Origin of the sequence: Bradyrhizobium sp. 26S5, assembly GCF_036923295.1 — a bacterium.
Lineage (GTDB): Bacteria > Pseudomonadota > Alphaproteobacteria > Rhizobiales > Xanthobacteraceae > Bradyrhizobium > Bradyrhizobium septentrionale.
This window is the reverse complement of record NZ_CP145948.1, coordinates 2,206,020-2,229,712: the sequence shown is the minus strand read 5'-3', so window position 1 is coordinate 2,229,712 and position 23,693 is coordinate 2,206,020. Positions and strand designations below refer to the sequence as shown.

The following is a 23,693-nucleotide window of genomic DNA, read 5'->3' as shown; positions in this document are numbered from 1 at the left end:
GTAGGCTCAGCTCTTGAAGGAAAACTGCGTGGACGGTCTCGATCGTATCGACCTCAGAATCCTCGGCGAGCTGGTCACTGATGCCCGCGCGAGCCAGATCGAGCTTGCGGAAAAGGTCGGGCTATCGCCGACCGCCTGCGCGCGGCGCATCCGCCATCTCGAGGAGATCGGCGTGATCCGCGGTTACCGCGTCGATCTCGAGCCGAGCGCGCTGGGACTTGTGACAACGGTCGTCGTGACCATCACGCTGGAGAGGCAGAGCGAGGACTATCTGGCGGCATTCGAGGCCGCGATCGCGCGGTGCCCCGACGTCGTGTCATGCCATCTGATGTCGGGCAGCGACGATTATCATCTGCAGGTCATCGCCCGCGACATCGCCGACTTCGAGCGCATCCACAAGCAGCATCTGTCGCGGATGCCCGGTGTGGCGCGCATCCATTCCAGCTTCGCGATGCGCGAAGTGGTCCGCCGCACCATTCCAGAGACCGCGCTGCGCGGTTGAGCGCTAGGCAAGGCAGCGAGCACTTTCTGCATCGTCATTCCGCGGCGCGCACCACGCCCCGCTGTCACAAATCTCACTGTCACAAATCGCGCTGTCACAATTGGAGCCTGCCCGCGCCACACGCATTTTTTAGTCGTGATTCCCGGCCGCCTGTGACAGAATTAATACATACAAATGTCAATTCGGTTAAACGCGGAGCGGTGAATGAGCATGGAGTGGCGGGCACGGCCGGTTTCGCTGGCTTGGTCGAATCCAGTGATCCGGTGGTGGGGCCTGTTGAGCCTCGTCAGCGCCGCCAACATCGCGGTGTGGTTCGCGCTTTACCGCCAGTTCCACGAGCAGGCCAATGGCAGCCTGAGCAACACCTCCGGCATCGGGTTGATGCTGCTGCTCTGCGCCGCCTACGTGTTCGGCTGCGCGTTCCGCTCGGTGCTGCCGCGCGCCGACGTGCAGCGCATCTGCCTGGTCGACACCTGGCTGTCGAGCGTCGTGGTCGGCCGCACCGTCGCCACCGTCGCCGAGGTCTGCTTCGCCGCGCAATGGGCGATCGTGCTGTATCAGCTCGGCACCATGACCGGCGCCGAGACCACCGTGACCATCGCCTGGATCATCGTGCCGCTGATCGTGATCGCGGAATGCTTCTCCTGGTATGCGGTGCTGACCACCCATTATCTCTGCAACGCGATCGAGAACTCGATCTGGGCCGTGGTGTTCTTCCTGGTCGGGATTGCGCTGTGCCTGCTGCCCGAGTTTCATGGCCCGGTGCGCTGGGCCTTCATCGTCGCGATCGTCGGCATCGCCGCCTTCCTCGCCTTCCTGATGACCGTCGACGTCCCGATGTATCTGAACCGCTGGCGCGCCAATCTCGCCGCCGGCGGCACGCTGCTGCACCCGCTCGAGGGGCTGCGCGACGTCAGCCGGCGCTGGGTCGTGACCCACGACATCGCCGAGTGGCGCGAGGAGATCGCCTGGATGTCGCTGTATTTCAGTATGGCGGTGTGGTCGAGCCTCGCGCTCTGCGTCGGCTATTCGCTCGAGGACCAGCTGCCGCGCTACCGCACCGAGCCCGTGATCGTCAGCACGAGTGTGACGCCGGCGACCGTGAGCACGACGCCGGCGGCGCAGCGCACCGCCACGATCGAAGCTGCGGCGACGCCCCGCAATTGATCGGTGGCCGCCGGCCGCAGCTTGTGGCCAACAGCGCTTTCGGAGTAAAGGCTGGGGCGTCCCCGCTTATTCATTCGCGCATCCCATGCCCCGCATCACCATCATCGAAACCGGGCTCGTCAGTCCGCAATTCCGCGAGCGCCACGGCAGCTATTCGCAGATGTTCCAGCGGATGGTCGCTGCCGCCGATCCCTCTGTTGCCTGCGACGTCGTGAGCGTCGCCAACGGCGAGGCGCTGCCGGAGCCGGCGGCGCTGGATGCGATCCTGATCACGGGATCGTCGGCCGGCGTCTATGACGATGTCGACTGGATCGCGCCGCTCGAATCCTTTGTGCGTGCGGCGCATGACAAGCGCATTCCGATGGTCGGCGTCTGCTTCGGCCATCAGCTCATCGCACAGGCGCTCGGCGGCACCGTGCGCAAGTCGGAGAAGGGCTGGGGCATCGGCCGCCACGTCTATCGGCTGGCACCGAACAACGGGCTGATCGCGGGCGAGACGATCGCCGCGGCCTGCTCGCATCAGGATCAGGTGATCACCCCGCCGGCCTCCGCACGCACCATCATGTCATCAGACTTCACGCCGCATGCCGGGCTGCTCTATGCCAACGGCACCACGCTGTCGGTGCAGCCGCATCCGGAATTCACCGCCGATTACGCCGACGCGCTGTGCGACCTGCGTCGCGGCCTCGCGCCGGACGCTGTGGTCGAAACCGCCAAGACATCGCTCGCCGGGCCGCTCGAGCACGCCAGGCTTGGCGGCGTGATCACGCGTTTTCTCACCGGCCGCGCGCCCGCGTGAGACGATCGCTCAGGTCATGCTGCCCGGCATGAAGCAGCGCACCCGCGGGTGGCCGTCGATATAGTGCTTCCACACCATGGTGCGCCCAATCTTGTTCGGCTCGGTGATCACGGCTTCGTTCGGCACCGCGACCCATTCATCGTCGATGTGGACGCGATAATGGCCGTGATCCGACTCCCAATCGGGATCGGCGACCACATAGCCGTCGGCATCCGAGCAGCATTGTCCGTAACCACTGTGCAGGCTTTCAAACCAGGGTTTTAATGGTGAATTGGCGTAGCGGCCATCGTCGCGCGCCAGGGACGGCGATGTCAGCCACATCGTCCCAAGCAGCAGTGCCGCACGCGTGATGGCGTGCATGGTGTCGTCTCCACAGATTTCGATCCCGCTGCGGGCGCGCATCACTCCAGTTCGCCCGCGACATTGCGGTCGCAGGCGAGAACGCGGCGAATCGGCGCCCCAGCTCCTACCATTCAGCTATGCAAGAGCAGCGCCAGACTGCATTCCGGCAGACTACTGCCGACGAAAGTATGGGGTGCGCGCGCCGCCGCAATCTCACGCGGGAAGCAGCGCGCGCGTGCTCGCTGGAGCGCGATCAACGGCCCGCCGCGGCGACCTCGGGGACGAGCGGCGGTGCACTGCGCGACGCCGCCTGCAATGCGCATTCGACGAAGCGGCGCGGCAGCAGCGAGGCGTTCGCGCGCATCGCCACCAGCATGCGGCTCTCCGCATCCGGCGTGTCCAGCGGCTTCGCCACCACATTCATGACGCCGGCCTGCTGGTAGCAGGACGGCAGGATCGAAAGCCCGATCCCGGCCGCGACCAGGCTCAGCACGGTACGCAGTTCATGCGCCTCCTGCACCACGCGCGGGGCAAAGCCCGCCCGCCGGCACAGCATCGCGGCCTGATCGCCGACGCCGCAGCCGCTCTCGGCCATTCCGACGAATTCGTGATCGGCGAGATCGGCCATCTCGAGCGCACCTTTGGCGCCGGCCAGCGGATGATCCAGCGGCAGGAACACCATCAGCCGGTCGCGCCACACCACATGGACCTGCAAATCGGCCGCCGGCCTGAAATCGAGCGGCGGCCGCATGATCGCGACATCGAGCTCGGCGTCGGCGAGCGCCCGCAGCTGCGTCGCCGTCGACATGTGCCGGAGCTCGATCTTCACCCGCGGATAGCTGGCGCGAAAGCTGCGGAACAGTTCGGCGAACATGTCGAGCATCGGCACCGAGCCGGTGAAGCCGACGCGGATCATGCCGGCCTCGCCGCGCGCTGCACGGCGAACCGTCTCTGACGCCAGATCGAGCTCGCTGACAGCGCGCCGCGCATGCTCCAGCAGCAATTGCCCGGCCTGCGTGAGTTCCACCGCGCGCCGCGTCCGCGCCAGCAGGCGCGTCCCGAGCTCCGCCTCCATTGCCTTGATCTGCGTGCTCAGCGGCGGCTGGCTGACATGCAAACGTTTGGCTGCGCGGCTGAAGCTGAGTTCTTCAGCCACCGCGATGAAGTAACGAAGCTGCCTGTAATCCATCGCTTATTCCGTTTCCCTATAAGTGGGGGGTCAACAAGGTATTTGACCTCACGGGGCCGTTTCCCGATCTTCGCGCGAAATCAGCAATGCTCCAAGGGAGAAGAAGGGAGAAGCGCGAAAAATGCGTCAGGTTCTTGCAGTATGGCGCGGCGCCCGCAGCGGGGCAGCCATGCAATATCGCAGCGGGCGATCGGCGCGGACGTCGTGCTGATGCGCGATGCGGTCACGCCTGAACGCCTCACGCACGAGATGGCAACAGCGCCGACGCAGGCGATCCTGATGCGCGGCAATCCGGTATTCTCCTCCACCGTCATCGCCAGCAATCCGCATCTGCGCGTGATCGCAAAGCACGGCGCCGGTGTCGACAGCGTGGATATCGATGCCGCAACCAAGCAGCGCGTGCTGGTGATGGTGGCGGGCGACGCCAACGCGCCCGCGGTCGCCGAGCACACCATCGCGCTGATCCTCGCGCTCGGGCGCGACGTCGTCAGCCTCAACGAACGAACCCATTCCGGCGCCTGGGACCGCGCCACCTATCGCGGCCGCGAAATCCGTGGGCGCACCCTCGGCCTTGTCGGCTTCGGCCGCATCGCCCGCCACGTCGCGCGTACAGCGGCGGCGCTCGGCATGACCGTCGTCGCGCTCGGCCGGAGCAAGGGCCGGGTCGACCCAGCGCTGGCGCGCGAGGCCGCCGATCTCACTGAGCTGCTCGCGGTCTCCGATATCGTGAGTCTGCACGCGCCGCTGACCGATGCGACCCGCGGCATGATCGATGCCGCGCGCCTCAACGCCATGAAGTCCGGCGCCATCCTGATCAACACCGCGCGCGGCGCGCTGGTCGACGAGGACGCACTATGCGCGGCACTCAGCAGCGGACATCTCGCCGGCGCCGGCCTCGACACGCTGGCGCAAGAGCCGCCGGCCAAGGACAGGCCGATCCTGCAGGCGCCGAACCTGATCGTGACGCCGCATATCGCAGCCCAAACCGGCGCGTCGATCACACGGACCGGCGTCGAGGCCGCGCGCAACATCGCAGCGGTGCTAACGCGCGGCGACATCGATCGCGCCAACGTCGTCAATCCGGCGGCGCTCGATCCGCCTTAAATCTCGCAGCAACGGCCCTACAACAAGAGGCCGAGATCATCAGGGGGAAGCGAACATGAATCTGGGGTGGCTGTCCAAGCTGTCCGCCGTCGAACGCAAGACATTCTTCGCCGCCTTCGGCGGACTTGCGCTCGATTCGATGGACACGACGATCTACGCGCTGGTGACGCCGGCACTGATCGCGACGCTGAGCCTGTCGCGGCCGGACGCCGGGATTCTTGCATCAAGCTCGCTGATCGGCACTGCCGCGGGCGGCTGGATCGCCGGCATTGCCGCCGACCGGTTCGGCCGGGTGCGGGTGCTGCAATTCACCATCCTGCTGGTCGCAATCTCGACATTTGCCGCCGCCTTCGCCGACGGCTTCTGGTATCTGCTGGTCGCGCGCGCCGTCCAGGGCATGGGCTATGGCGGCGAGGCCGCGGTCGGCGCTGTGCTGGTAGCCGAAGTGGTCTCGGCCGGGATGCGCGGCCGCGTCGCCGCCGCGATCCAGAGCGGATATGCCGTCGGCAACGCGCTGTCGGTAGCGGCATTTCCCGTCATCTTCGGCTGGCTGTCGCAGGACATGGCCTGGCGCGTGTTCTTCGCGATCGGAATCCTCCCCGCGTTGCTCGTCTTCTTCGTCCGCCGCTTCGTGCCGGAATCCGCAATCTTCGTCGAGGAGAAGGCGCAACGCGGCGCCTCGTCGACGCACAGCTTCTGGAGCATCTTCACCGGCGAGCATCTGTTCAAGACGCTGGTCGCGACCTTCTTCACCACCGGCACACTTGGCGCGGCCTATGTGATGATCACCTGGCTGCCGACATATCTGCAGACCGGCCTGCATCTGCCGGTCATGCACACCGCCGGCTATCTCGCCGTCAACATCTTCGGATCGTTCGTCGGACCGATCGCCTTCGGCCTGATTGCCGACCGCATCGGCCGCCGCAAAGGCTTCATGCTGTTCCTGCTCTGCCAGGCGCTGAACGTCGCGGTCTATACCCAGGCGCCGATCGGCCAGGGCATCACCATCATCCTCGGATTCTTCCTCGGCGCGTTGCAGGCCGGCCTCGCCTCGGGCCTGATGCCGACCTTTGCCGAGCTGTTTCCGACCAACATCCGCGCCAATGGCGCCGGCTTTGCGCTCAGCGCTGGACGCGGCCTCGGCTCGATCGTGCCGGCGACCGTCGGCATCCTGTCGACGCGGATGCATCTCGGCGACGCAATGGCGATCTGCGCCATCTGCGGCTACACGGCCGCCTTCTGCGCGGCATTGATGCTGCCCGAGCAGCAGGGCATCGACCTCCGGACGATGGCGGCAGGCCCGGCTCCGGACGGAGCCGAACGGCTGCCTCCCGAACGAGAGGCCGTCCCCAACAACATCCGAAATGGCGTCGCGACCCAATGAACGCCATCACAACGAACGGGAGGATTTTTATGGCCGGAGCATCCGTCAAAGAACTCGAACAGCAAACCATCCGCCGCGTCTACTGGCGGCTGATCCCGATCCTGTTCGCGATGATGTTCTTCAACTATCTCGACCGCATCAATCTCGGTTACGCCGGGCTGACGATGAACAAGGACCTCGGCCTCAGCCCCGCGATCTTCGGCTTTGCCGCCAGCATCTTCTTCCTCGGCTACATGGTGCTCGAGGTCCCGAGCAACCTGATGCTGCACTGGCTCGGGGCGCGGATCTGGCTGGCGCGCATCCTGATCAGCTGGGGCCTTGTTGCGACGCTGACCGCCTTTGTCTGGAATCCGCTCAGCCTCTATGTGATGCGGTTCGGCCTCGGCGTCGCGGAAGCCGGCTTCATGCCCGGCGTGGTGCTCTATCTGACCTACTGGTTCCCCCCGCGCTATCGCGCCCGCGCCGTGGCCGGATACATCATCGCCGGCTCGTTCTCGGCGGTCTTGGGCGGGCCGATCTCGACCAGCATCATGACCTTCTTCGACGGCGCCGCCGGCCTGCATGGCTGGCAATGGATGTTCATCGCCGAGGGCGTGCCGACCATTCTGCTCGGCCTCTTCACGCTCTATTATCTGACCGACCGCCCGGCCAAGGCGAGCTGGCTGAGCAAGGAGCAGGCCGCCTGGCTGGAGGGCGAGCTCGCCGCCGAGCGGGCCGAGATCGAACAACAAGGGCAGCACAGGTTGATCGAATGTATCATCGATATCAGGATCTGGCTGCTGGCGGCGCTGTTCGGCTGCGCGCTGGTCGGCATCTATGGCCTGTTGCTGTGGCTGCCGCAGATCATCAAGGGCATGGGCAATCTCAGCAACATTCAGGTCGGCTTTCTCTCGGCGATCCCGCCGCTGCTCGGCGTCATCGGCACCATCGTGGTCAGCCGCAGCTCGGACAAGACAGGCGATCGCAAGTTTCATCTCGCCGCCGTCTACCTGCTTGCCGCGGTCGCGATGCTCGGCAGCGCCTATGTCTCGAGCCCGGTGCTGGCCTTCGTATTCCTCTGCATCGTCGGCTTCAGCCTGAACGCCGGCAACCCGCTGTTCTGGAGCATCAACGCCTCGCTGCTGACGGGCGCCGCCGGCGCCGCCTCGATCGCCATGGTCAACACGCTGGCGCAGTTCGGCGGGCTGATCGGCCCCTGGTGCATCGGCCTGATCAAGGACTCCACCGGAAGCTTCTCCTGGGCATTGGTCGGCATCGCCGGCTTCCTGCTCATAGCCTCCGCCATCGCCGCCACCATGCGCGTCAAACCGCGCGAGGCGGAATTGACGGGAGCCATCCCGTCATCCGTCGCACACTGACAACCTTGTAAGGAAGCAACCATGATCATCGATTGTCACGGCCACTACACCACGGAGCCGGCCAAGCTGCAGATATTTCGCGACAAGCAGCTCGCCGGCCTCGCCGACAAGTCGCGCCGTCCGCTCACCACCAACCTCGGCATCACCGACGATGAGATCCGCGACAGCGTCGAGGGCGCGCAGCTCCGCTTGCAGAGGGAGCGCGGCACCGACGTCACCATCTTCTCACCGCGCGCCGCCGGCATGGCGCATCATGTCGGCAAGGAAGCAACCAGCCGGGAATGGACCACGATCTGCAACGACCTCGTGCATCGGGTCTGCACGCTGTTCCCGCAGAACTTCGTTCCCGTCTGCCAGCTGCCGCAGAGCCCGGGCGTGAAACCTGCGAACTGCATCGAGGAGCTGGAGCGCTGCGTGACGCAGCTCGGCTTCGTCGGCTGCAACCTCAATCCAGATCCCGCCGGCGGCTACTGGTGCGATCCGCCGCTATCAGACGAATGGTGGTATCCGCTGTATGAGAAGATGGTCGAGCTCGACGTGCCGGCCATGGTCCATGTCTCTTCGTCCTGCAATCCCTGCTTCCACGGCACCGGCGCGCATTACCTCAACGGCGACACCACCGCCTTCATGCAGTTCCTGACCTCGGACATCTTCAAGCGCTTCCCGACCCTGCGGTTCATCATCCCGCATGGCGGCGGCGCGGTGCCCTATCACTGGGGCCGCTACCGTGGCCTCGCGCAGGACATGAAGCTGCCGCCGCTGTCCGAGCATCTGTTGAAGAACGTGTTCTTCGACACCTGCGTCTATCACCTACCCGGCATCGAGCTGTTGACCCGGGTAATCCCGGCCGAGAACATCCTGTTCGCGTCGGAGATGGTCGGCGCGGTCCGCGGCATCGATCCCGAGACCGGGCATCACTTCGACGACACCCGCCGCTACATCGACGCGCTGCCGTTGAGCGCGGCGGACAAGGCCAAGATCTTTGAAGGCAATGCCCGCCGCGTCTATCCCCGCCTCAACGCCCATCTCGACCGCCGCGCGCATTAAGCGATCGCGCCGCCAACAAACCGGAGAAAACCGATGGCCATAGGATTTGCAATTCACAAGGCGAAGCGGAAAGTGTCGCCTGACCTCGTTGCGCGCTACCGCACGCTGCCGGTCGCCAATATCAGCGATGTGATGTCGCGGATCGCGGGCACCAACCGGCTGCGGCCGATGCATGCCGGCGGCTGGCTCGGCGGCCCGGCACTCACCGTCAAGACCCGGCCCGGCGACAATCTGATGGTGCACAAGGCGATCGACCTGGCCCAGCCGGGCGACGTCATCGTCGTCGACGCCGGCGGCGTCCTGGTCAACGCCATCATCGGCGAGATCATGTCGACCTTGGCCGAGAAGAAGGGCGTCGCGGGCTTCGTGATCGACGGCTCGGTCCGCGATGCCGGCGCGATCCGCGCCGGAGCCTTCCCGGTGTTCGCCGCCGGCGTCGCGCATCGCGGCCCCTACAAGGACGGCCCTGGCGAGATCAATTGCGCCATCTCGATCGACGGCATGATCGTCGAGCCCGGCGACCTCATCGTGGCCGACGACGACGGCGTGCTCTGCGTGCCCTATGACGACGCCGAGGCCATCTGCAAGCTGACCGAGGCCAAGAAGGCCACCGAGGAAAAAGCCATCCAGCAGATCCTGGCCGGCACCAGCGATCGCCGCTGGGTCGACGAGGCCTTGCAGCGCCTCGGCTGCGAGTTCAAGGACTAGACACGATACCGTTGCCTAAGAGGCGGGAATGCCCGTCTCTTAGGCACAAACCTGCGGAAAGCCGCCCAGTATCACCGCCCCGTATCGGATTCGCGCGGCCGTCCACCGGCATCGGGAATTTTTCCCGAACATATCTGGAAAAGAATCCCGGTCCTCCGGGACACATCTTGTTTGCCAAAGCCTTAGCGCTCCCGCAGTCTTAGAACCAAGGTTCGTCGGGGATAAAAGTCGAACCGCGACTTTGGGGTGGGGGTCATGGCTGGTGTGTTGTTGCGTACGGCAACACGATTTCTGTCTTCTTCGGTACACACACGTGGCGCCGCGGCCGTGCTCACGGCGATCGGCGCTGCGGCGCCGCTGACCGTTGTTTACGCCCAGACCCCCGCACCCGCCCCGACCGAGCTGCCACCAGTCACCGTAATTGCCCCCTCGCCGCTATCCGGCACGCGCAGCGCCAAGCCGGCGGCCCGGCCGGTGGTACGGACATCGCGAACCACGCGAACACGGGCCGCGCCGGTGCAGACCGCGGCGGCGCCCGAAGGCGGCGCCGGCGTTCCGGGCGCCTCCGACCGCGACGCGAGCCTGCTCGACCGCGACAAGATCCCGTCCAACACCGAGGTGCTGACCTCGGCGGATTTCAGCCACAACTATTCGACAAACTTTCTCGACTCGGTGAATCGCAAGCTGCCCGGCGTCACCCTGACCGACCAGACCGGCAATCCGTTCCAGCGCACTCTCGACTACCGCGGCTTCGTCGCCTCACCGGTTCAGGGAACGCCACAGGGCATCGCGGTCTATCAGAACGGCGTCCGCATCAACGAATCCTGGGGCGACGTGGTCAACTGGGATTTCATCCCGGAAAAGGCCATCGACCGGGTTTCGCTGGTTCCCAACAACCCCGTGTTCGGCCTGAACGCGATCGGTGGCGCACTCAGCATCCAGATGAAGAACGGCTTCACCTATCAGGGTGTCGAGGCCGAAGCGTTCGGCGGCTCCTACGGCCGCGTGCAGGGCAGCGTGCAGGCCGGCGGCCAGAAGGACAACATCTCCGCCTATGCGGCGTTCGAATCCGCCTATGACCGCGGCTGGCGCGACTACGCCAATTCGTCGCACGTCAACCGCATGTATGTCGACATCGGCGCGCGCAACGATGACACCGAATTCCACGTCAATTTCACCGGCGCCAGCAATCTGCTCGGCAACGTCGCGGCCACGCCGGTCGAGATGCTCAATCAGCGCTGGTCGAGCGTCTACACCTGGCCGCAGTCGACGAAGCTTCAGCTCGCCTTCATCAACGCGACGCTGAACCACAATTTTTCGGACACATGGTCATTCCAGGGCAACGCCTACTTCCGCGGCTTCCGGCAGTCCCATGTCGACGGCAATGGCACCGACGTCGCGCCGTGCGACGATCCCACCAATTTGTGCATCGGCGACGGCCTTCCGATTTTCGGCCCGGCGGACGGTACCGTTCCGAACACGCTGGGCACCGCTTTCCTTGGCGAGATCGACCGCAACCGGGTCGCCACCAACAGCTTCGGCGGTACAGCCCAGTTGACCAACACCGACAAGCTGTTCGGGCATGACAACCACGTCGTGATGGGCGTCAGCGTCGACCACGGCAACACAAAATTCACAGCGACCAGCGAACTCGGTACCGTCGACCAGAATCTGTTCGTGACGGGCACCGGTGTCTTCATCAACCAGCCCGACGCCGGTCTCAGCCCGGTCGACCTGCGCGCCACCAACACCTATACCGGCGTCTACCTCACCGACACGTTCGATGTGACGAACAAATTCTCGGTCACCGCCGGTGGACGATTCAACTATGCCCAGATCGACCTGCAGGACCAGACCGGGACAAATGATCTGCTCAACAGCAGCAACCGCTTCCAGCGCTTCAACCCGGTGATCGGCGGCACCTACAAGATCACCCCGAACCTCACCGCCTATGCCGGCTATTCGGAAGCCAATCGCGCGCCGACGCCGCTCGAGCTCGGCTGTTCCGATCCCAACCATCCCTGCATGATCGACACCTTCCTGGTGGCCGATCCGCCGCTCAAGCAGGTGGTGGCGCACACTGTCGAGGCCGGTCTGCGCGGCGGCTGGGGCCGCGACGCCAGGACCGGCGTGCTGAGCTGGGGCCTCGGCGTGTTCCGCACCTTGTCCGACGACGACATTATCCAGGTGGCAAGCCCGCTCGGCGTCAACAATTTCGGCTTCTTCCAGAATGCCGGCCAGACCCTGCGGCAGGGCATCGAGGCCAAGCTCGAATACCGCTACAACAGCTGGAACGCCTACGCCAACTACACCTATGTCGACGCGACCTATCGAAGCGCGATCACGCTGTTCTCGCCGAACAATCCGAACGCCCAGACCGACCCGAACAACGACGACGTCTCGTTTGTCAACGTCAAGCCGGGCGATCACATCCCGGGCATTCCCGCGCACCGCTTCAAGGCCGGCGTCGAGTACAACGTCACCGATGCGTGGAAGGTCGGCGCCGACCTCAACGTCGTAGGCAGCCAGTGGATCATTCATGATGACACCAACCAGAGCCCGAAGGTGCCGGCCTATTCGGTCGTCAATCTGCACACCTCATATCAGATCACAAAGAACATCGAGGTGTTCGGCCTGATCAACAACGTGTTCAACCAGCACTACTATCTGAGTGGCGCGTTCTATCAGACCGGCGGCTTTGCCAGCGCCACGCCTGGAGTCACCAACCTGATGGCGCAACTGAGCGATCCGCGCACCTTCGTGCCCGGCATGCCGCTCGCCGCCTATGCCGGCATCAGGGCGAAGTTCTGAGTATTATGAAAGTCTGGTCAAGCGGCGTGGCGACGCGAACTCGCTGCACCTCTCCCGCTTGCGGGGGAGGTCGGATCGCATCGACAGATGCGATCCGGGTGGGGGTTCTCTCCCCATAGAGAGCATCGATCGCGGAAACACCCCCACCCCCGCCCTCCCCCGCAAGCGGGAGAGGGAGCGCACTTCCTTCGCGGAAACTATTCAACCTATCGTGGCCCTGACGAGCGATGCGGGATCCTACGCCAGCGTCCCGCCGTCGACCGGCATCGCGATGCCGGTGACGAACGACGCCTTGTCCGACAGCAGGAACACCGCGACCTCCGCGATCTCCTCGGGACGCGCGGCGCGGCCCATCGGATTGCGGGTCACGGCGGCCTTGATCAGTTCCTCCGGATCGGCCTCGTTGTGCCCCGGCTGGTCGGGCCGGTTGACGAACACCCGCAGCATCGGCGTATCGATCGCACCGGGGCAGATCGCGTTGACGCGCACGCCGTCCTTGGCGTGGCGCTTGGCGAGCGCTCGCGCCAGACCGATCACGCCGGCCTTGGCCGCGGAATAGGTCGGGCTCCAGGGCGAGCCTGTCAGCCCCGAGGTCGATGCCGTGAACAGGATGCTGCCCTTGCGCCGCGCCGTCATCTGCGCGAGCGCCGCGTTGGTGGTGATCAGCTGCGAGCGCAGATTGAGATCGACGCTGAGATCCCAGCCCTCCATGTCGTCGATCACGGACGGACCGGGAATGCCGAGATGGTTCCAGACGCAGTCGAGCGCGCCGAATTCCTTCACCGTCGCAGCGACGATCTCGCGCGAAAAGCCGTCGTCGCGGAGATCGCCGGTCAGCGCCAGCGCACGCCCGCCGCTCTTTTTGATCTCGTCGACCACCGCCTTCGCGCCGGCCTCGTTCTGATCGACCACTGCGACCGCCGCGCCCTCGCGCGCAAGGATGCGCGCCCCGGCGCGGCCGGCGCCCGACGCTGCAGCGGTGACGAGCGCGATCTTGCCCTGCATGTCCATATTTTCGATCCCGGCTGTGCTCTTGATCTCGAGCCTTCTCGGCTCTGGTTGGATCAGGACCGCAGCGCTCCGGTCTTGCGCTGATGCGCTATCCGCCCGATCTGCGCGAGAATGCGCTAGCGGCCGCCGAACAGAACCGGCGACTGGCCAGGCAGCAGCTGCGAATGGATGTCGCTGTCCATCCGCTCCGTCCCTTGCTGGGTGAAACCGGCCCCGAACGACAGGGTGACATTTGAGCTGGGGCGGAACTCCAGGCCCGCGCGCGCCGAATAGCCGGCGTTGACGCCGGGATTGCCGCTGAACGGCGCCAACGGCCCGCCGGCGCCGGGCGGATTGTATTTCAACGTGTCGAAGCCGGCGAAGAACGTCACGGGTGTATTGCCGACGCCCTTGAAGTTGTAGCCGAACTGCGCGCCCTGATATTCGAGCGAGCCGAACGCCGCCGATTGGCCGAGCGCGCTCCAGCTGGCGCGGCCGCCTTCGCCGCCGATGAACCAGCCGTCCGGACGGCCGTTCAGATACGAGAAGTCACCGCCCTGCGCGCTGGCGGCGTCGAAGCCCGGAAAGTTGCCGTAGGTGTCCGCCTTCTGGCCGTCGGCCAGGCTGCCACCGAAGCCGAACAGCGACCCCGGCGTCCAATAGCGCACCGGGCCGGCCTGGGCATGCGCCTGCTGGCCGCCGAGACACAGCGCCGCCGCGATGATTGCGAGACCGGTTTTGCTTGCGAAGATCGACATTCCGGAGACCGTCATTTGTGCCCGCAAACTATACGCGCCGGAGGCCGACAATGCCAGCGTACCTCTCCCCGGCAACACGACCGCCTCTTGCCAATCGCGCGGCCACCCCTTATGTACACGCCTCCTTTTCTTGAGCGAGCGACCCAGGTTTCCACATGCGGCGATCACAGCAAGCATCGATGCTGATGACGGGAGGGCTATTGCCCTCAGCCGCCGCTATTCTGCTTTGGACCTGACCTCACGTCACACCTGACATTGGAAGGCAGCCCGGAGCGGAAGCGGCTCCGGGCGCCGAACGAGCTCTCGCGGTGCCTCGAGTCGTGCAAACCCAGCACGGGAGCTCGAACACCACAGGTGTCCCATGGCCAAAGAGAAGTTCATCCGCCTCAAGCCCAACTGCAATGTTGGCACGATCGGCCACGTGGATCATGGCAAGACGACGCTGACGGCAGCGATGACGAAGGTTTCAGCCGATCACGGCTGGGGCGCGTTCGTCTCCTATCAGGACGTTGCCAGGGCGTCGGCAGCGCAAGGTACGCGTGACGACACGAAGATCCTGACCATTGCGACGAGCCACGTCGAGTTCTCGACAGCGGCGCGTCACTACTCGCACGTCGACTGCCCGGGCCACGCCGATTATGTGAAGAACATGATCACGGGCGCAGCGCAGATGGACGGTGCGATCCTGGTCGTCTCCGCCGTCGACGGACCGATGCCGCAGACGCGCGAGCACATCCTGCTCGCGCGCCAGATCGGCGTGCCGCGCATCGTGGTGTTCCTGAACAAGTGCGATGTCGCTGACGATCCGGAGCTCGTCGATCTCGTCGAGATCGAGGTGCGCGATCTGCTGTCGAAGTACCAGTATGACGGCGACAACGCGCCGGTCGTGCGCGGTGCGGCGATGGCGGCGCTGCGCGGCGAGCGCGGTCCGCTGGCGGATCAGGCGATCCTGAAACTGTTCGAGGCGCTCGACAGCACTATCGAGCTGCCCGAGCGGCCGAAGGATCGTCCGTTCCTGATGCCGATCGAGGGCGTGCAGTCGATCGCAGGACGCGGCACTGTGGTGACCGGGCTGGTCGAGCGCGGCACGATCAGGCTCGGCGACGAGGTCGAGATCGTCGGCCTCGGCGAGACCCGCAAGTCGGTCGTGACCAGCATCGAGAGCTACCGGAAGATCCTCGACCAGGGGCAGGCCGGCGACAATGTCGGCTGCCTGCTGCGCGGGATCGACAAGGCTCTCGTGCAGCGCGGTCAGGTGCTGTCGCACCCGGGCGGTGCGTCGCCGCACCGGACCTTCCGCGCGGAAGTGTATGTGCTGACAAAGGACGAAGGCGGACGGCACACGCCGTTCTTCGCCAATTATCGTCCGCAGTTCTACTTCCGGACCGCCGACGTCACCGGCACCGTCCAGCTCGCCGATGGCGCCGAGATGGTGATGCCGGGCGACAGCGCCGAGTTCACGATCGAGCTCAACAAGCCGATCGCGCTCGAGGAGCGGTCGCGCTTTGCGATCCGGGAAGGCAACCGCACCGTCGGTGCCGGCGTCGTCACCGCGATCGTGGAGTGAGGGATGGGGGCCTGGCGCGAGCCGGGCCCCTATTTTCATAACGAGTGCTTCACGGCCACCACGAAAGAACGCCGCAAGTCGCGACGTTGCCCAATCGCCCCAGACGGCTGGAAATTGATCGCATTGCCCAGCAATGCGGATTGACAGGCTGACACGTTTTCGAAAATGTGCGACACCGCGTCGCAGGCACCGTCCATCGGTGTTGTGACCATCGACGCGGAATGGCGTCGTCATGAAGTGGTTTCGTTCGAACATCAGGCACGGGGCTGGGCTGGCGCTTTTGGCGCTGGCGATCCAGTTCGCGCTGTCGTTCGGGCATTTTCATGCCATCGCATCGGCACAGGCGACGGCGTCGTTCGCGGCGCATGTCGAGAACGCCTCGCGCGATGAACCTCGTTCTGCCCCTGATTCCGATCAGGCCGCGGACCTTTGCGCGGTCTGCGCCGTCGTGGCGATGGTCAATACGGCGACGCCGGCACCGGCGCTGCCGCCGCTGCAGTTGCCCGATGCCGTCGGTCTGCTGCGTTGGCGCATCGACAGTTATGCGGCCCCGGTCGAATTCGGCCGGCCGCACTTTCAGCCGCGCGCACCTCCGATCTCCTGACCTCCAGGCACAACTGAACTTCGAACGCGGCCACGCATCGGCTGCCGTTTGATCAATGGGGAATCTGGCCGTCGCGCATCGACGGCGGGCTCGACCGCGTCCTCATCGGAAGGATCCGGATCGCGGCCTGGTGAGATCGGAAACGAACATGTCAGGACATATCAGACGACACGCCGCCGCCGGCGCGGCATCGCTTTTGGTCTGCGGGATGAATGGCGCTGCATACGCGCAGACGACCGCGCCGACCACAGAACTTCCGGATATCACGGTGACGGCGCCGCTGCATCACAGCGCGCCGTCTGCGTCGAACAAGCCGAAGACACGCGTTGCGGCCGGCGGCGGTCGACGCGCGCGGCGAACCGGTGCGGTATCGGCTGCGCCCGAATCCGCCGAGCAGGTTCAGGCGCGAGGGATCGCTGGCCAGAACGCGCGGCTCGACCAGGCCCGCGCCGCGCTGCTGGCACCGACCGGCGCCAATACCTACGAGATGAGCCGGCAATTCCTGGAGTCGCTGCCGCAGGGCACCAACACCACCCTGGACAAGGCGCTGCTGCAGGCGCCCGGGGTCTCGCAGGACTCGGCCGCAAGCGGCGAGCTGCACGTGCGCAACGAGCACGCCGACCTGCAATACCGCATCAACGGGATCATGCTGCCGGACGGCGTCGGCGCCTTCGGCCAGATCATCGACACTGGCATCGTCGGCAGCATGGCGCTGTTCACCGGCGCCCTGCCCGCGCAATACGGCCTGCGCACCGCCGGCGTGCTCGACATCCAGACCAAGACCGATGCCTTCAACAATTCCGGCAGCGTCAGTGTCTATGGCGGCAGCCACGGCAATTTCACGACCAGCGTCGACTATGGCGGCACCATCGGACAGACGCAGTATTACGTCTCGGGACGCTATTTCGGCAGCGATGTCGGCATCGAGAATCCGACGCCGGCCTACAATGCGATCCACGACCGGACCGATCAGGAAAAGGGCTTTGCCTATGTCTCCACAGCGCTCGATCCGACCAGCCGGCTGACCTATATCGGCGGCGTCTCCAACGGCAATTATCAGATCCCCAACAATCCGGGCCAGTCGCCGGCCTTCACCGCCTTCGGCGTCTCCAATTTCGATTCCGCGCTGCTCAACGAGCGGCAGCGGGAGTTCAACCAGTTCAACGTCGTGGCCTATCAGAAATCGGCCGACGGCCTCGATTACCAAATCGCCTATTTCAACCGCTACAGCCAGTTGCATTTCACGCCGGATCCGGTCGGCGATCTCGTCTTCAACGGGGTCGCGTCCGACGTCTATCGGCAGAGCTTCATCAACGGCATCCAGGAAGACACGTCCTACCGAGTGGGCTTCGCGCACACGCTGAAGTTCGGCGTGTCGTTCAGCGCCGAGCGGTCGCTGGTCAACAACGGCTCGACCGTGCTGCCGCTGGACGATACCGGGAACCCCATCGACGCGCCGTTCTCGGTGTTCGATTCCAGCGCCAAGACCGGGTACCTGTTCTCCACCTACATCAGCGACGAGTGGAAGATCACCAATCAGCTGACGCTCAACGCCGGGCTGCGCTTCGACCAGATGTGGCAATATGTCGATGCCAACCAGCTCAGCCCCCGCATCAGCCTGACCTGGAAGCCTCTCGAAGGCACGACCTTCCATGCCGGCTATGCGCGCAACTTCACGCCGCCCGAGCAGGTGCTGGCGGCGCCGACCAATCTCTCGCTGGTGCAGAATACGACCGCGCAGCCCGCCGTCTCCGCCAACGATCCTGTCTTACCCGAGCGCTCGCACGTGTTCGACGTCGGCGTCACGCAGAAAGTCTATGCGATCCCGGGCCTCGAAGTCGGCATGGACGCCTATTACAAGATCGCGACCGATCTGCTCGACGACGGCCAGTTCGGCGCGGCCTACGTCCTGACCGCTTTCAACTACGCGAAAGGCACCAACGAAGGCGTCGAGCTGACGGCGAGATACGACCACGACAATTTGCACCTCTACGGCAACGTCGCCATCGCAAGACAGGTCGCGACCAACGTCGTCTCGAACCAGTATCTGTTCGATCCGGACGAGCTGGCCTACATCGCCAATAATTACGTCAACACCGATCATGCCCAGACCCTGACGGCATCGGTGGGCGGCTGGTATCAGTGGCACGACACCAAGTTCAGCGCCTCGCTGATCTACGGCTCAGGCCTGCGCGACGGCTTTGCCAACATCGGCACGGTGCCGCCCTACACCCAGGTCAATCTCGGCGTCTCGCACGATTTCTACCTTGTCGCACCGAACAAGCCCACCACGCTGCGTCTCGACGTCGTCAATCTGTTCGATACCGTCTACCAGATCCGCGACGGCTCCGGCATCGGCGTGTTCGCGCCGCAATACGGACCGCGGCGCGGCGTCTATGCCGGCATCACCCAGAAGTTCTGACGAAGGGCCGACGTCAACCAGGGGATGGCGATGCCCACGGCATCGTCATTGCTCCGGTCCGCGAATGTCCCGGGACCCGCGGGCTGGCACTATTTGACCGCCGGTTTGGCCGGCGATATCTTTCGACCGCTGGGCCCTTCGCAGTGACAGTCTATTCGAGGCGCACATGGAATGGTCGACCAGGCCGGCCCGTCCGGATCAGCCATTCGGCAGTTGGGCTGATGACCTCGCGGCTGCCTTCGTGCGGTTGGAGCCGCGCCGGATTGCCGAGGAGTCCTTTGTCGGCACGATCTGCAAGGTCGACGCCGCGCCGCTGCAGATCTCGCGGGTCACGGCGAGCGGGCACACCGTGCTGCGGCTGCCGTCGCACATCGTTGCGAGCACCGACGACCTTTGCTTCGTCAACCTCCAGCTCGAAGGGCTGGGACGTACCTCGCAGCGCGGCCACGAGCAGATCAGTGCGCCCGGCGACCTCGCGGTTGCCGATACGACGCAGCCGTTCGCGATCGCCCACCGCCACAACTTCAAGCTCTTTTGCTTTGCCGTGCCGCGACGTCTGTTGCCGGACGCGCTGTTCGATCGCCCGCGGCTCGGCCTGTCGGCGACCGAAACCGGCCGCGCGCTCTCGCGGACGCTGGCGAGCTATGCCGAGCTCTGCCTGAGCGGCCGTCAGCTCGCGACAACCTCGGCGATGCTCGGCGCGCATATCGCCGAGCTGATCGCGCACGCACCCGACATCCTCGCCGACATGTCGCCGGAGCGCGTGCATACGCCGGTGCTGCTGTCGATGATGCTTGACCACATCGCCCGTCACAGCGACGATCCCGAGCTCGGTGCCCCGGCGCTGGCCACGAAATTCCGCTGCTCCGAGCGCTATGTGCACCGCCTGTTTGCGACCACCGGCCGCTCGGTCGGCGAACACGTCAACGAGCAGCGGATCGCCGCGTGCACGCGCGCCCTGCTCGATCGCAACGCTGCCCACAGGACCATTGCCGAGATCGCCTTTGCCGCGGGCTTCCGCGACATCTCGCATTTCAACCGCCTGTTCAAGCGCCACAATGGCCTCGCCCCGCGCGAGTTCCGCCGCTCAGCCGCGCACTGAAAGCGCGACGAGACCAGAGCGTTTTCGAGCGAAGTGGGTACCGGTTCGCGTGAAGAAAACGCGTCAAAACAAGAATCAGGGCCCCGTTCCGATTCTACCGGAACGGCGGCTCCTGGTTCACTCCGCGCCAAGAAATCGGGCACTGCCGTCCAAGATTTCCTGACCACGCCGGGATAGCGATTGACCCAGGACACAAGGGTCAGAGGGCATTGGCATGGCGATCGATTTCACGCTCACGGCGCAGCAGCGCGAGTTGCAACTCGCCTCCCGCAAATTTGCCAGGGAGGTGCTGGCCGAGGCCAGGGCGGCCGAGAAACTGGCAACGCCGGAGCAGCGCTTTCTCGCGACCAAACCGACCTACGAGGCGATGGTGGCGGCCGGCTATATGCGCAAGTGCATTCCGGCGCCGGCAGGCGGCGACAATGCCGGCATGATCGACATGGCGATCCTGGCCGAGGAATTCTACAGCGTGAATCCCAGCGTGACGCTCACGATGCTCGGCAGCGTGCTCGGCCTGCTGCCGCTGCTGCTCGGCGGCACGCCGGAGCAATGCCAGCGGCTGCTCGCGCCGTTCCTGAAGACCAGCGGCGCGCCGCTGGCCGCCTTCTGCTCCAGCGAACCGGGCGGCAGCGCCAACGCCGCCTCGCCGCCGCCCGGCGAGGGCGTTCGCACCACGGCACGGCGCGAGGGCGACAATTGGGTGATCAACGGCCGCAAGAAATGGGTGTCCTCGGCCACCGGCTGGAATCGCGAGGGCGCCGATCTCCTGACCGTCGTGTGCCGAACCGATCCAGCGGCGGCACCCGACGCGGCCATCTCGATCATTGCCGTGCAAGGACCGGTGACCGGTCTGGTGTTCGAACGCGCGATCGACAGCATCGGCCATCGCGCGCACCTCGTCCCCCAGTTTGGCTTGCAGAATGTCACGGCGCCGCAGCGCAATCTGCTCGGACAGCAGGGCTCAGGTCTGGCGCTGACGGCGGCGGCGTTCACCGGCACCGCGGCGCTGGTCGGAATCTTCGGCGTCGCGCTGATGCGGGCGGCGTTCGCGTTCGCGCTTGATTTTGCCCGCACCGAAAAGCGCGGCGGCGTTCACCCCATCATCGAGCATCAGGCGGTTGGATACGCACTCGCCGATGCCAAGACCACGATCGAGGCGGCGCGCTATCTCAGCTGGCGCGCCTGCCATGCCCTGGACACCCAGTCGCCGGCGGCCGAGGAACTCGCGGTGCAGGCCAAGATCTTCGGCTCCGAAGCCGCCGTGCGCGTCATCACCGATCTGATGCGGGTGGTCGGCATCGACAGCTATGACCATGAAGCGCCATTCGGCGGCCTGCTGCAGGACGCGCTCGCGCTGCCGATCTTCGACGGCGGCAATCTGGGCATCCGCCGGCGGCAACTGCACACGATGTTCAAGAGCCGCGACTACAGCCCGCTTGCTGCAAGCGGCGCGGCGTAGGCCAGAGCGTTTTCGAGCGAAGCCTGCCCCGCACGTGATGCGGGGTGGATACCGGTTCGCGTAAAGAAAACGCGTCAAAACAAGAATCGAGTTTTGAAGGAGTGCGATCATGAGCACAGAGCGGAAAGTGGCTGTTGTCACCGGCGCATCGCAGGGCATCGGCGCCGGCATCGTTCAGGCCTTCAGGGATCGCAACTGCCGGGTCGTTGCGACGTCGCGCTCGATCAAGCCAGCTGCCGATGCGGATTTTTTCACGGTGCCAGGCGACGTCGGCGCAGCTGATACGGCTGCGAGCGTGTTCAAGGCGGCGATCGAGCGTTTCGGCCGCGTCGACACGCTGGTCAACAATGCCGGCATCTTCATGGCCAAACCGTTCGCGGCCTACACGCAGGATGACTACGCCACTTACATCTCCACCAACGTCACGGGCTTTTTTAACATGACCCGGCGCGCGCTGGAGCTGATGAGCAAACAGGGACACGGTCACGTCGTCACCATCACGACAAGTCTGGTCGACCAGCCGATGAGCAGCGTTCCGGCCGCCCTCGCCTCGCTGACAAAGGGCGCCCTGAACGCCGCAACCCGCGCACTCGCCATCGAATACGCAAGGACCGGAATCCGCGTCAACGCGGTGTCGCCCGGGATCATCAAGACCCCGATGCACCCGAGCGAGGCGCATCAGGCGCTGGCGGCGCTTCACCCGGTCGGCCGGATGGGAGAGATCTCCGATATCGTCGACGCAGTGCTCTATCTCGACGGCGCAGGCTTTGTGACCGGCGAAGTGCTCCACGTCGACGGCGGACAGGCGGCCGGCCACCACATGCCTGGCTGATGTATGCAAGAGGCACTGCGCGAGGAGCCGTCCGTCGTCGTTGAAGACGAGGACCAGGCACTCGCTCCGTAAAAACCCCGCTTGCGCTCCGCTGCCGGCTGCGGGAAGCTTCTCCCGTCAACTTTGGGGAAGGAGCGGAAAGCATGGTGTGCGCACGCAAACTTCTTTTGAGCTGCCTTGCAGTCGCGGCATTCGCCGCCGCCTTCAGTCCCCGAACCGCCAACGCGGTGTTTTGGCGCGGCGTCACCGCCCCGACGAACATCGACATCCACGGCTACCCGATCATCAAGGAGCCACCTCCGAGCCCGTGCCAGCTCATCCATGTGAATGGCTTCTGGGTCCGGCAGTGCCTGGATTTGTCGTATCGCCGATGGCGGTGAACGAGTAGCGCCGCGCTTGCGCTGCGATCTCCGCGATGCTCGCCTCGTCCGTCCACCGCGGGCATGAGCCTCCGCGCCGGCCCTGCATTGCGCTGACCCGGGTGGTGCGGCGGGCAAGCGCCAGACAGGCCCGAAAGTTGCCATCGTTGTTGTGAAAACTTGCTGTCGGATCCGCGTTATTGCTGTCGAATTCGCGTTCGGCGTAACAAATGCTCCGCGGATATCGTACCAGCCTCGATCGTCAAATCTTTGCGGGAGGCGGCAATGGGATTGTCCTGGCAACAAGGTCCGCTCTCGGCGGGCGCACTCGGCCGGTTCCTCGTGCCCGAACCGCTGCCCAAGCGGTTATTGTTCGTCGAGCGGCTGCGCCGGCGCATGCGCGTGCGCTTCGCCGAGCGCTGGATCGCCGACAGCGAGCAGGTCCTCCTGTTGTTCGAACCGGCTCGCTATCCCGTCGCCTACTTTCCGGAGGCCGATGTTGCTCCGGGTGTCCTGGAACCCACCGAGCACGTCACCGAGCACGTCGATCTCGGATCCACGTCCTGGTATAGCGTCCGCGCCGACGAGCAGCATATCGCAGCGCGGGGCGCGTGGCAGCACACCGGCCTGCCGGCCCACGCAAGCGAGCTGCAGGGCCGGGTCGCGTTCGCCTGGCGGGCGATGGATGCCTTCTACGAGGAGGACGAGCGGATCGTCGGCCACGCCGCCGACCCCTACCATCGCATCGACATCCGCCAGGCCTCTCGTCATCTCGTGGTCCGCCACGGCGAGCGCGTCGTCGCCGACACCAGGCGGCCGCTGGTGCTCTACGAGTCCGGCTTCGCGCCACGCTGGTACGTTCCGCGCGCCGATATCGACGAGTCCGCCCTCGCTCCGGTCAAGCTCCAGACCTTCTGCCCCTACAAGGGATTATGCAGCTATTACGCGATCGGTGAGGCACGCCAGGCGGCGTGGTCCTATCCGGACGCCTATCCCGAGGTGCGCCGCATCTCCGGCCTGGTGTCGTTCGAACCCGATATCGTCACCGTCCATCTCGACGGCGTCCAGCTGCATCTCGAGCCGGGCCAGACCGTCGTGCCGCACGGCCCGGATCGCAACCTCGACGTCGCCGAGATCGTCCGCGAGTAATCCTCCGGCGGCTTGCTGCCATTTTAGGCCGCGAGAACGG

The 23,693-nt window shown here is 65.3% G+C and carries 20 protein-coding genes; 16 read left to right on the top strand and 4 right to left on the bottom strand.

Features of this window, described 5'->3' with window-relative positions:
- Positions 1-13 precede the first annotated feature (13 nt).
- The 3 genes from V5279_RS10425 (at position 14) to V5279_RS10415 (ending at position 2,468) form a co-directional block, all read left to right on the top strand.
- Entirely contained in the window at positions 14-502 is a 489-nt protein-coding gene (locus V5279_RS10425; protein ID WP_166303427.1) for an Lrp/AsnC family transcriptional regulator, read from the top strand.
- A gap of 204 nt (positions 503-706) precedes the next feature.
- Positions 707-1,669: a hypothetical protein gene (locus V5279_RS10420; RefSeq protein ID WP_414645914.1), complete on the top strand. Its 963-nt coding sequence runs from the start codon at positions 707-709 to the stop codon at positions 1,667-1,669.
- Between the two features lie 85 nt (positions 1,670-1,754).
- The gene (locus V5279_RS10415) at positions 1,755-2,468 is read left to right on the top strand and encodes a type 1 glutamine amidotransferase (RefSeq protein ID WP_338697036.1); all 714 of its coding nucleotides are present in this window, start codon (positions 1,755-1,757) and stop codon (positions 2,466-2,468) included.
- A 9-nt stretch (positions 2,469-2,477) separates the two neighbouring features.
- On the opposite strand, the gene V5279_RS10410 is transcribed toward V5279_RS10415, so the two are convergent.
- Both V5279_RS10410 and V5279_RS10405 read right to left on the bottom strand, forming a co-directional pair.
- On the bottom strand, positions 2,478-2,828 hold the full coding sequence (locus V5279_RS10410) for a hypothetical protein (RefSeq protein WP_338697034.1): 351 nt from the start codon (positions 2,826-2,828) through the stop codon (positions 2,478-2,480).
- 235 nt (positions 2,829-3,063) lie between these two features.
- Positions 3,064-3,999 (bottom strand): LysR substrate-binding domain-containing protein, encoded by a 936-nt coding sequence (locus V5279_RS10405; protein WP_166303418.1) that lies wholly within the window; start codon positions 3,997-3,999, stop codon positions 3,064-3,066.
- Positions 4,000-4,140: 141 nt separating this feature from the next.
- Here V5279_RS10405 and V5279_RS10400 point away from each other — a divergent pair, with 141 nt between their 5' ends.
- The 6 genes from V5279_RS10400 (at position 4,141) to V5279_RS10375 (ending at position 12,411) form a co-directional block, all read left to right on the top strand.
- Positions 4,141-5,103 (top strand): hydroxyacid dehydrogenase, encoded by a 963-nt coding sequence (locus V5279_RS10400; RefSeq protein WP_338697030.1) that lies wholly within the window; start codon positions 4,141-4,143, stop codon positions 5,101-5,103.
- A 55-nt stretch (positions 5,104-5,158) separates the two neighbouring features.
- Complete coding sequence (locus V5279_RS10395; protein ID WP_338697028.1) at positions 5,159-6,487, top strand: MFS transporter; 1,329 nt, start codon at positions 5,159-5,161, stop codon at positions 6,485-6,487.
- A gap of 29 nt (positions 6,488-6,516) precedes the next feature.
- The gene (locus V5279_RS10390) at positions 6,517-7,845 is read left to right on the top strand and encodes an MFS transporter (RefSeq protein ID WP_338697026.1); all 1,329 of its coding nucleotides are present in this window, start codon (positions 6,517-6,519) and stop codon (positions 7,843-7,845) included.
- A gap of 21 nt (positions 7,846-7,866) precedes the next feature.
- Positions 7,867-8,892 (top strand): amidohydrolase family protein, encoded by a 1,026-nt coding sequence (locus V5279_RS10385; protein ID WP_338697024.1) that lies wholly within the window; start codon positions 7,867-7,869, stop codon positions 8,890-8,892.
- Positions 8,893-8,925: 33 nt separating this feature from the next.
- Complete coding sequence (locus V5279_RS10380) at positions 8,926-9,600, top strand: RraA family protein (protein WP_338697022.1); 675 nt, start codon at positions 8,926-8,928, stop codon at positions 9,598-9,600.
- A 621-nt stretch (positions 9,601-10,221) separates the two neighbouring features.
- The gene (locus tag V5279_RS10375) at positions 10,222-12,411 is read left to right on the top strand and encodes a TonB-dependent receptor (RefSeq protein ID WP_338701105.1); all 2,190 of its coding nucleotides are present in this window, start codon (positions 10,222-10,224) and stop codon (positions 12,409-12,411) included.
- 237 nt (positions 12,412-12,648) lie between these two features.
- On the opposite strand, the gene V5279_RS10370 is transcribed toward V5279_RS10375, so the two are convergent.
- Complete coding sequence (locus V5279_RS10370; RefSeq protein ID WP_338697020.1) at positions 12,649-13,422, bottom strand: SDR family NAD(P)-dependent oxidoreductase; 774 nt, start codon at positions 13,420-13,422, stop codon at positions 12,649-12,651.
- 116 nt (positions 13,423-13,538) lie between these two features.
- Positions 13,539-14,159, bottom strand: coding sequence for a hypothetical protein (locus tag V5279_RS10365; protein ID WP_166308180.1), 621 nt, complete (start codon positions 14,157-14,159; stop codon positions 13,539-13,541).
- A 361-nt stretch (positions 14,160-14,520) separates the two neighbouring features.
- Between V5279_RS10365 and tuf the strand changes: the two genes are divergently transcribed.
- From tuf to V5279_RS10330, 7 genes are all read left to right on the top strand, one after another.
- Complete coding sequence (tuf, locus tag V5279_RS10360; protein WP_338697017.1) at positions 14,521-15,726, top strand: elongation factor Tu; 1,206 nt, start codon at positions 14,521-14,523, stop codon at positions 15,724-15,726.
- Between the two features lie 280 nt (positions 15,727-16,006).
- Positions 16,007-16,330: a DUF2946 family protein gene (locus V5279_RS10355; protein WP_224741850.1), complete on the top strand. Its 324-nt coding sequence runs from the start codon at positions 16,007-16,009 to the stop codon at positions 16,328-16,330.
- 148 nt (positions 16,331-16,478) lie between these two features.
- Positions 16,479-18,752: a TonB-dependent receptor gene (locus V5279_RS10350; protein WP_338697014.1), complete on the top strand. Its 2,274-nt coding sequence runs from the start codon at positions 16,479-16,481 to the stop codon at positions 18,750-18,752.
- A gap of 166 nt (positions 18,753-18,918) precedes the next feature.
- Complete coding sequence (locus V5279_RS10345) at positions 18,919-19,854, top strand: helix-turn-helix domain-containing protein (protein WP_338697012.1); 936 nt, start codon at positions 18,919-18,921, stop codon at positions 19,852-19,854.
- 214 nt (positions 19,855-20,068) lie between these two features.
- A complete protein-coding gene (locus tag V5279_RS10340) occupies positions 20,069-21,313 on the top strand; it encodes an acyl-CoA dehydrogenase family protein (protein ID WP_338697010.1) in 1,245 nt (414 codons plus the stop codon).
- A 109-nt stretch (positions 21,314-21,422) separates the two neighbouring features.
- Positions 21,423-22,145, top strand: a complete 723-nt coding sequence (locus V5279_RS10335) for an SDR family NAD(P)-dependent oxidoreductase (protein WP_338697008.1) — start codon at positions 21,423-21,425, stop codon at positions 22,143-22,145.
- A gap of 644 nt (positions 22,146-22,789) precedes the next feature.
- Positions 22,790-23,653, top strand: a complete 864-nt coding sequence (locus V5279_RS10330; protein ID WP_338697006.1) for a DUF427 domain-containing protein — start codon at positions 22,790-22,792, stop codon at positions 23,651-23,653.
- Positions 23,654-23,693: the final 40 nt, after the last annotated feature.

Excerpts from the sequence above, each read along its gene's own strand:
- V5279_RS10405 (WP_166303418.1), bottom strand. The coding sequence starts at position 3,999 with ATGGATTACAGGCAGCTTCGTTACTTCATCGCGGTGGCTGAAGAACTC.
- V5279_RS10385 (WP_338697024.1), top strand. The coding sequence starts at position 7,867 with ATGATCATCGATTGTCACGGCCACTACACCACGGAGCCGGCCAAGCTG.
- tuf (WP_338697017.1), top strand. The coding sequence starts at position 14,521 with ATGGCCAAAGAGAAGTTCATCCGCCTCAAGCCCAACTGCAATGTTGGC.
- V5279_RS10365 (WP_166308180.1), bottom strand. The coding sequence starts at position 14,159 with ATGTCGATCTTCGCAAGCAAAACCGGTCTCGCAATCATCGCGGCGGCG.
- V5279_RS10415 (WP_338697036.1), top strand. The coding sequence starts at position 1,755 with ATGCCCCGCATCACCATCATCGAAACCGGGCTCGTCAGTCCGCAATTC.
- V5279_RS10390 (WP_338697026.1), top strand. The coding sequence starts at position 6,517 with ATGGCCGGAGCATCCGTCAAAGAACTCGAACAGCAAACCATCCGCCGC.
- V5279_RS10345 (WP_338697012.1), top strand. The coding sequence starts at position 18,919 with ATGGAATGGTCGACCAGGCCGGCCCGTCCGGATCAGCCATTCGGCAGT.
- V5279_RS10395 (WP_338697028.1), top strand. The coding sequence starts at position 5,159 with ATGAATCTGGGGTGGCTGTCCAAGCTGTCCGCCGTCGAACGCAAGACA.
- V5279_RS10335 (WP_338697008.1), top strand. The coding sequence starts at position 21,423 with ATGAGCACAGAGCGGAAAGTGGCTGTTGTCACCGGCGCATCGCAGGGC.
- V5279_RS10350 (WP_338697014.1), top strand. The coding sequence starts at position 16,479 with ATGTCAGGACATATCAGACGACACGCCGCCGCCGGCGCGGCATCGCTT.
- V5279_RS10330 (WP_338697006.1), top strand. The coding sequence starts at position 22,790 with ATGGGATTGTCCTGGCAACAAGGTCCGCTCTCGGCGGGCGCACTCGGC.
- V5279_RS10380 (WP_338697022.1), top strand. The coding sequence starts at position 8,926 with ATGGCCATAGGATTTGCAATTCACAAGGCGAAGCGGAAAGTGTCGCCT.
- V5279_RS10420 (WP_414645914.1), top strand. The coding sequence starts at position 707 with ATGAGCATGGAGTGGCGGGCACGGCCGGTTTCGCTGGCTTGGTCGAAT.
- V5279_RS10370 (WP_338697020.1), bottom strand. The coding sequence starts at position 13,422 with ATGGACATGCAGGGCAAGATCGCGCTCGTCACCGCTGCAGCGTCGGGC.
- V5279_RS10340 (WP_338697010.1), top strand. The coding sequence starts at position 20,069 with ATGGCGATCGATTTCACGCTCACGGCGCAGCAGCGCGAGTTGCAACTC.
- V5279_RS10400 (WP_338697030.1), top strand. The coding sequence starts at position 4,141 with ATGGCGCGGCGCCCGCAGCGGGGCAGCCATGCAATATCGCAGCGGGCG.
- V5279_RS10410 (WP_338697034.1), bottom strand. The coding sequence starts at position 2,828 with ATGCACGCCATCACGCGTGCGGCACTGCTGCTTGGGACGATGTGGCTG.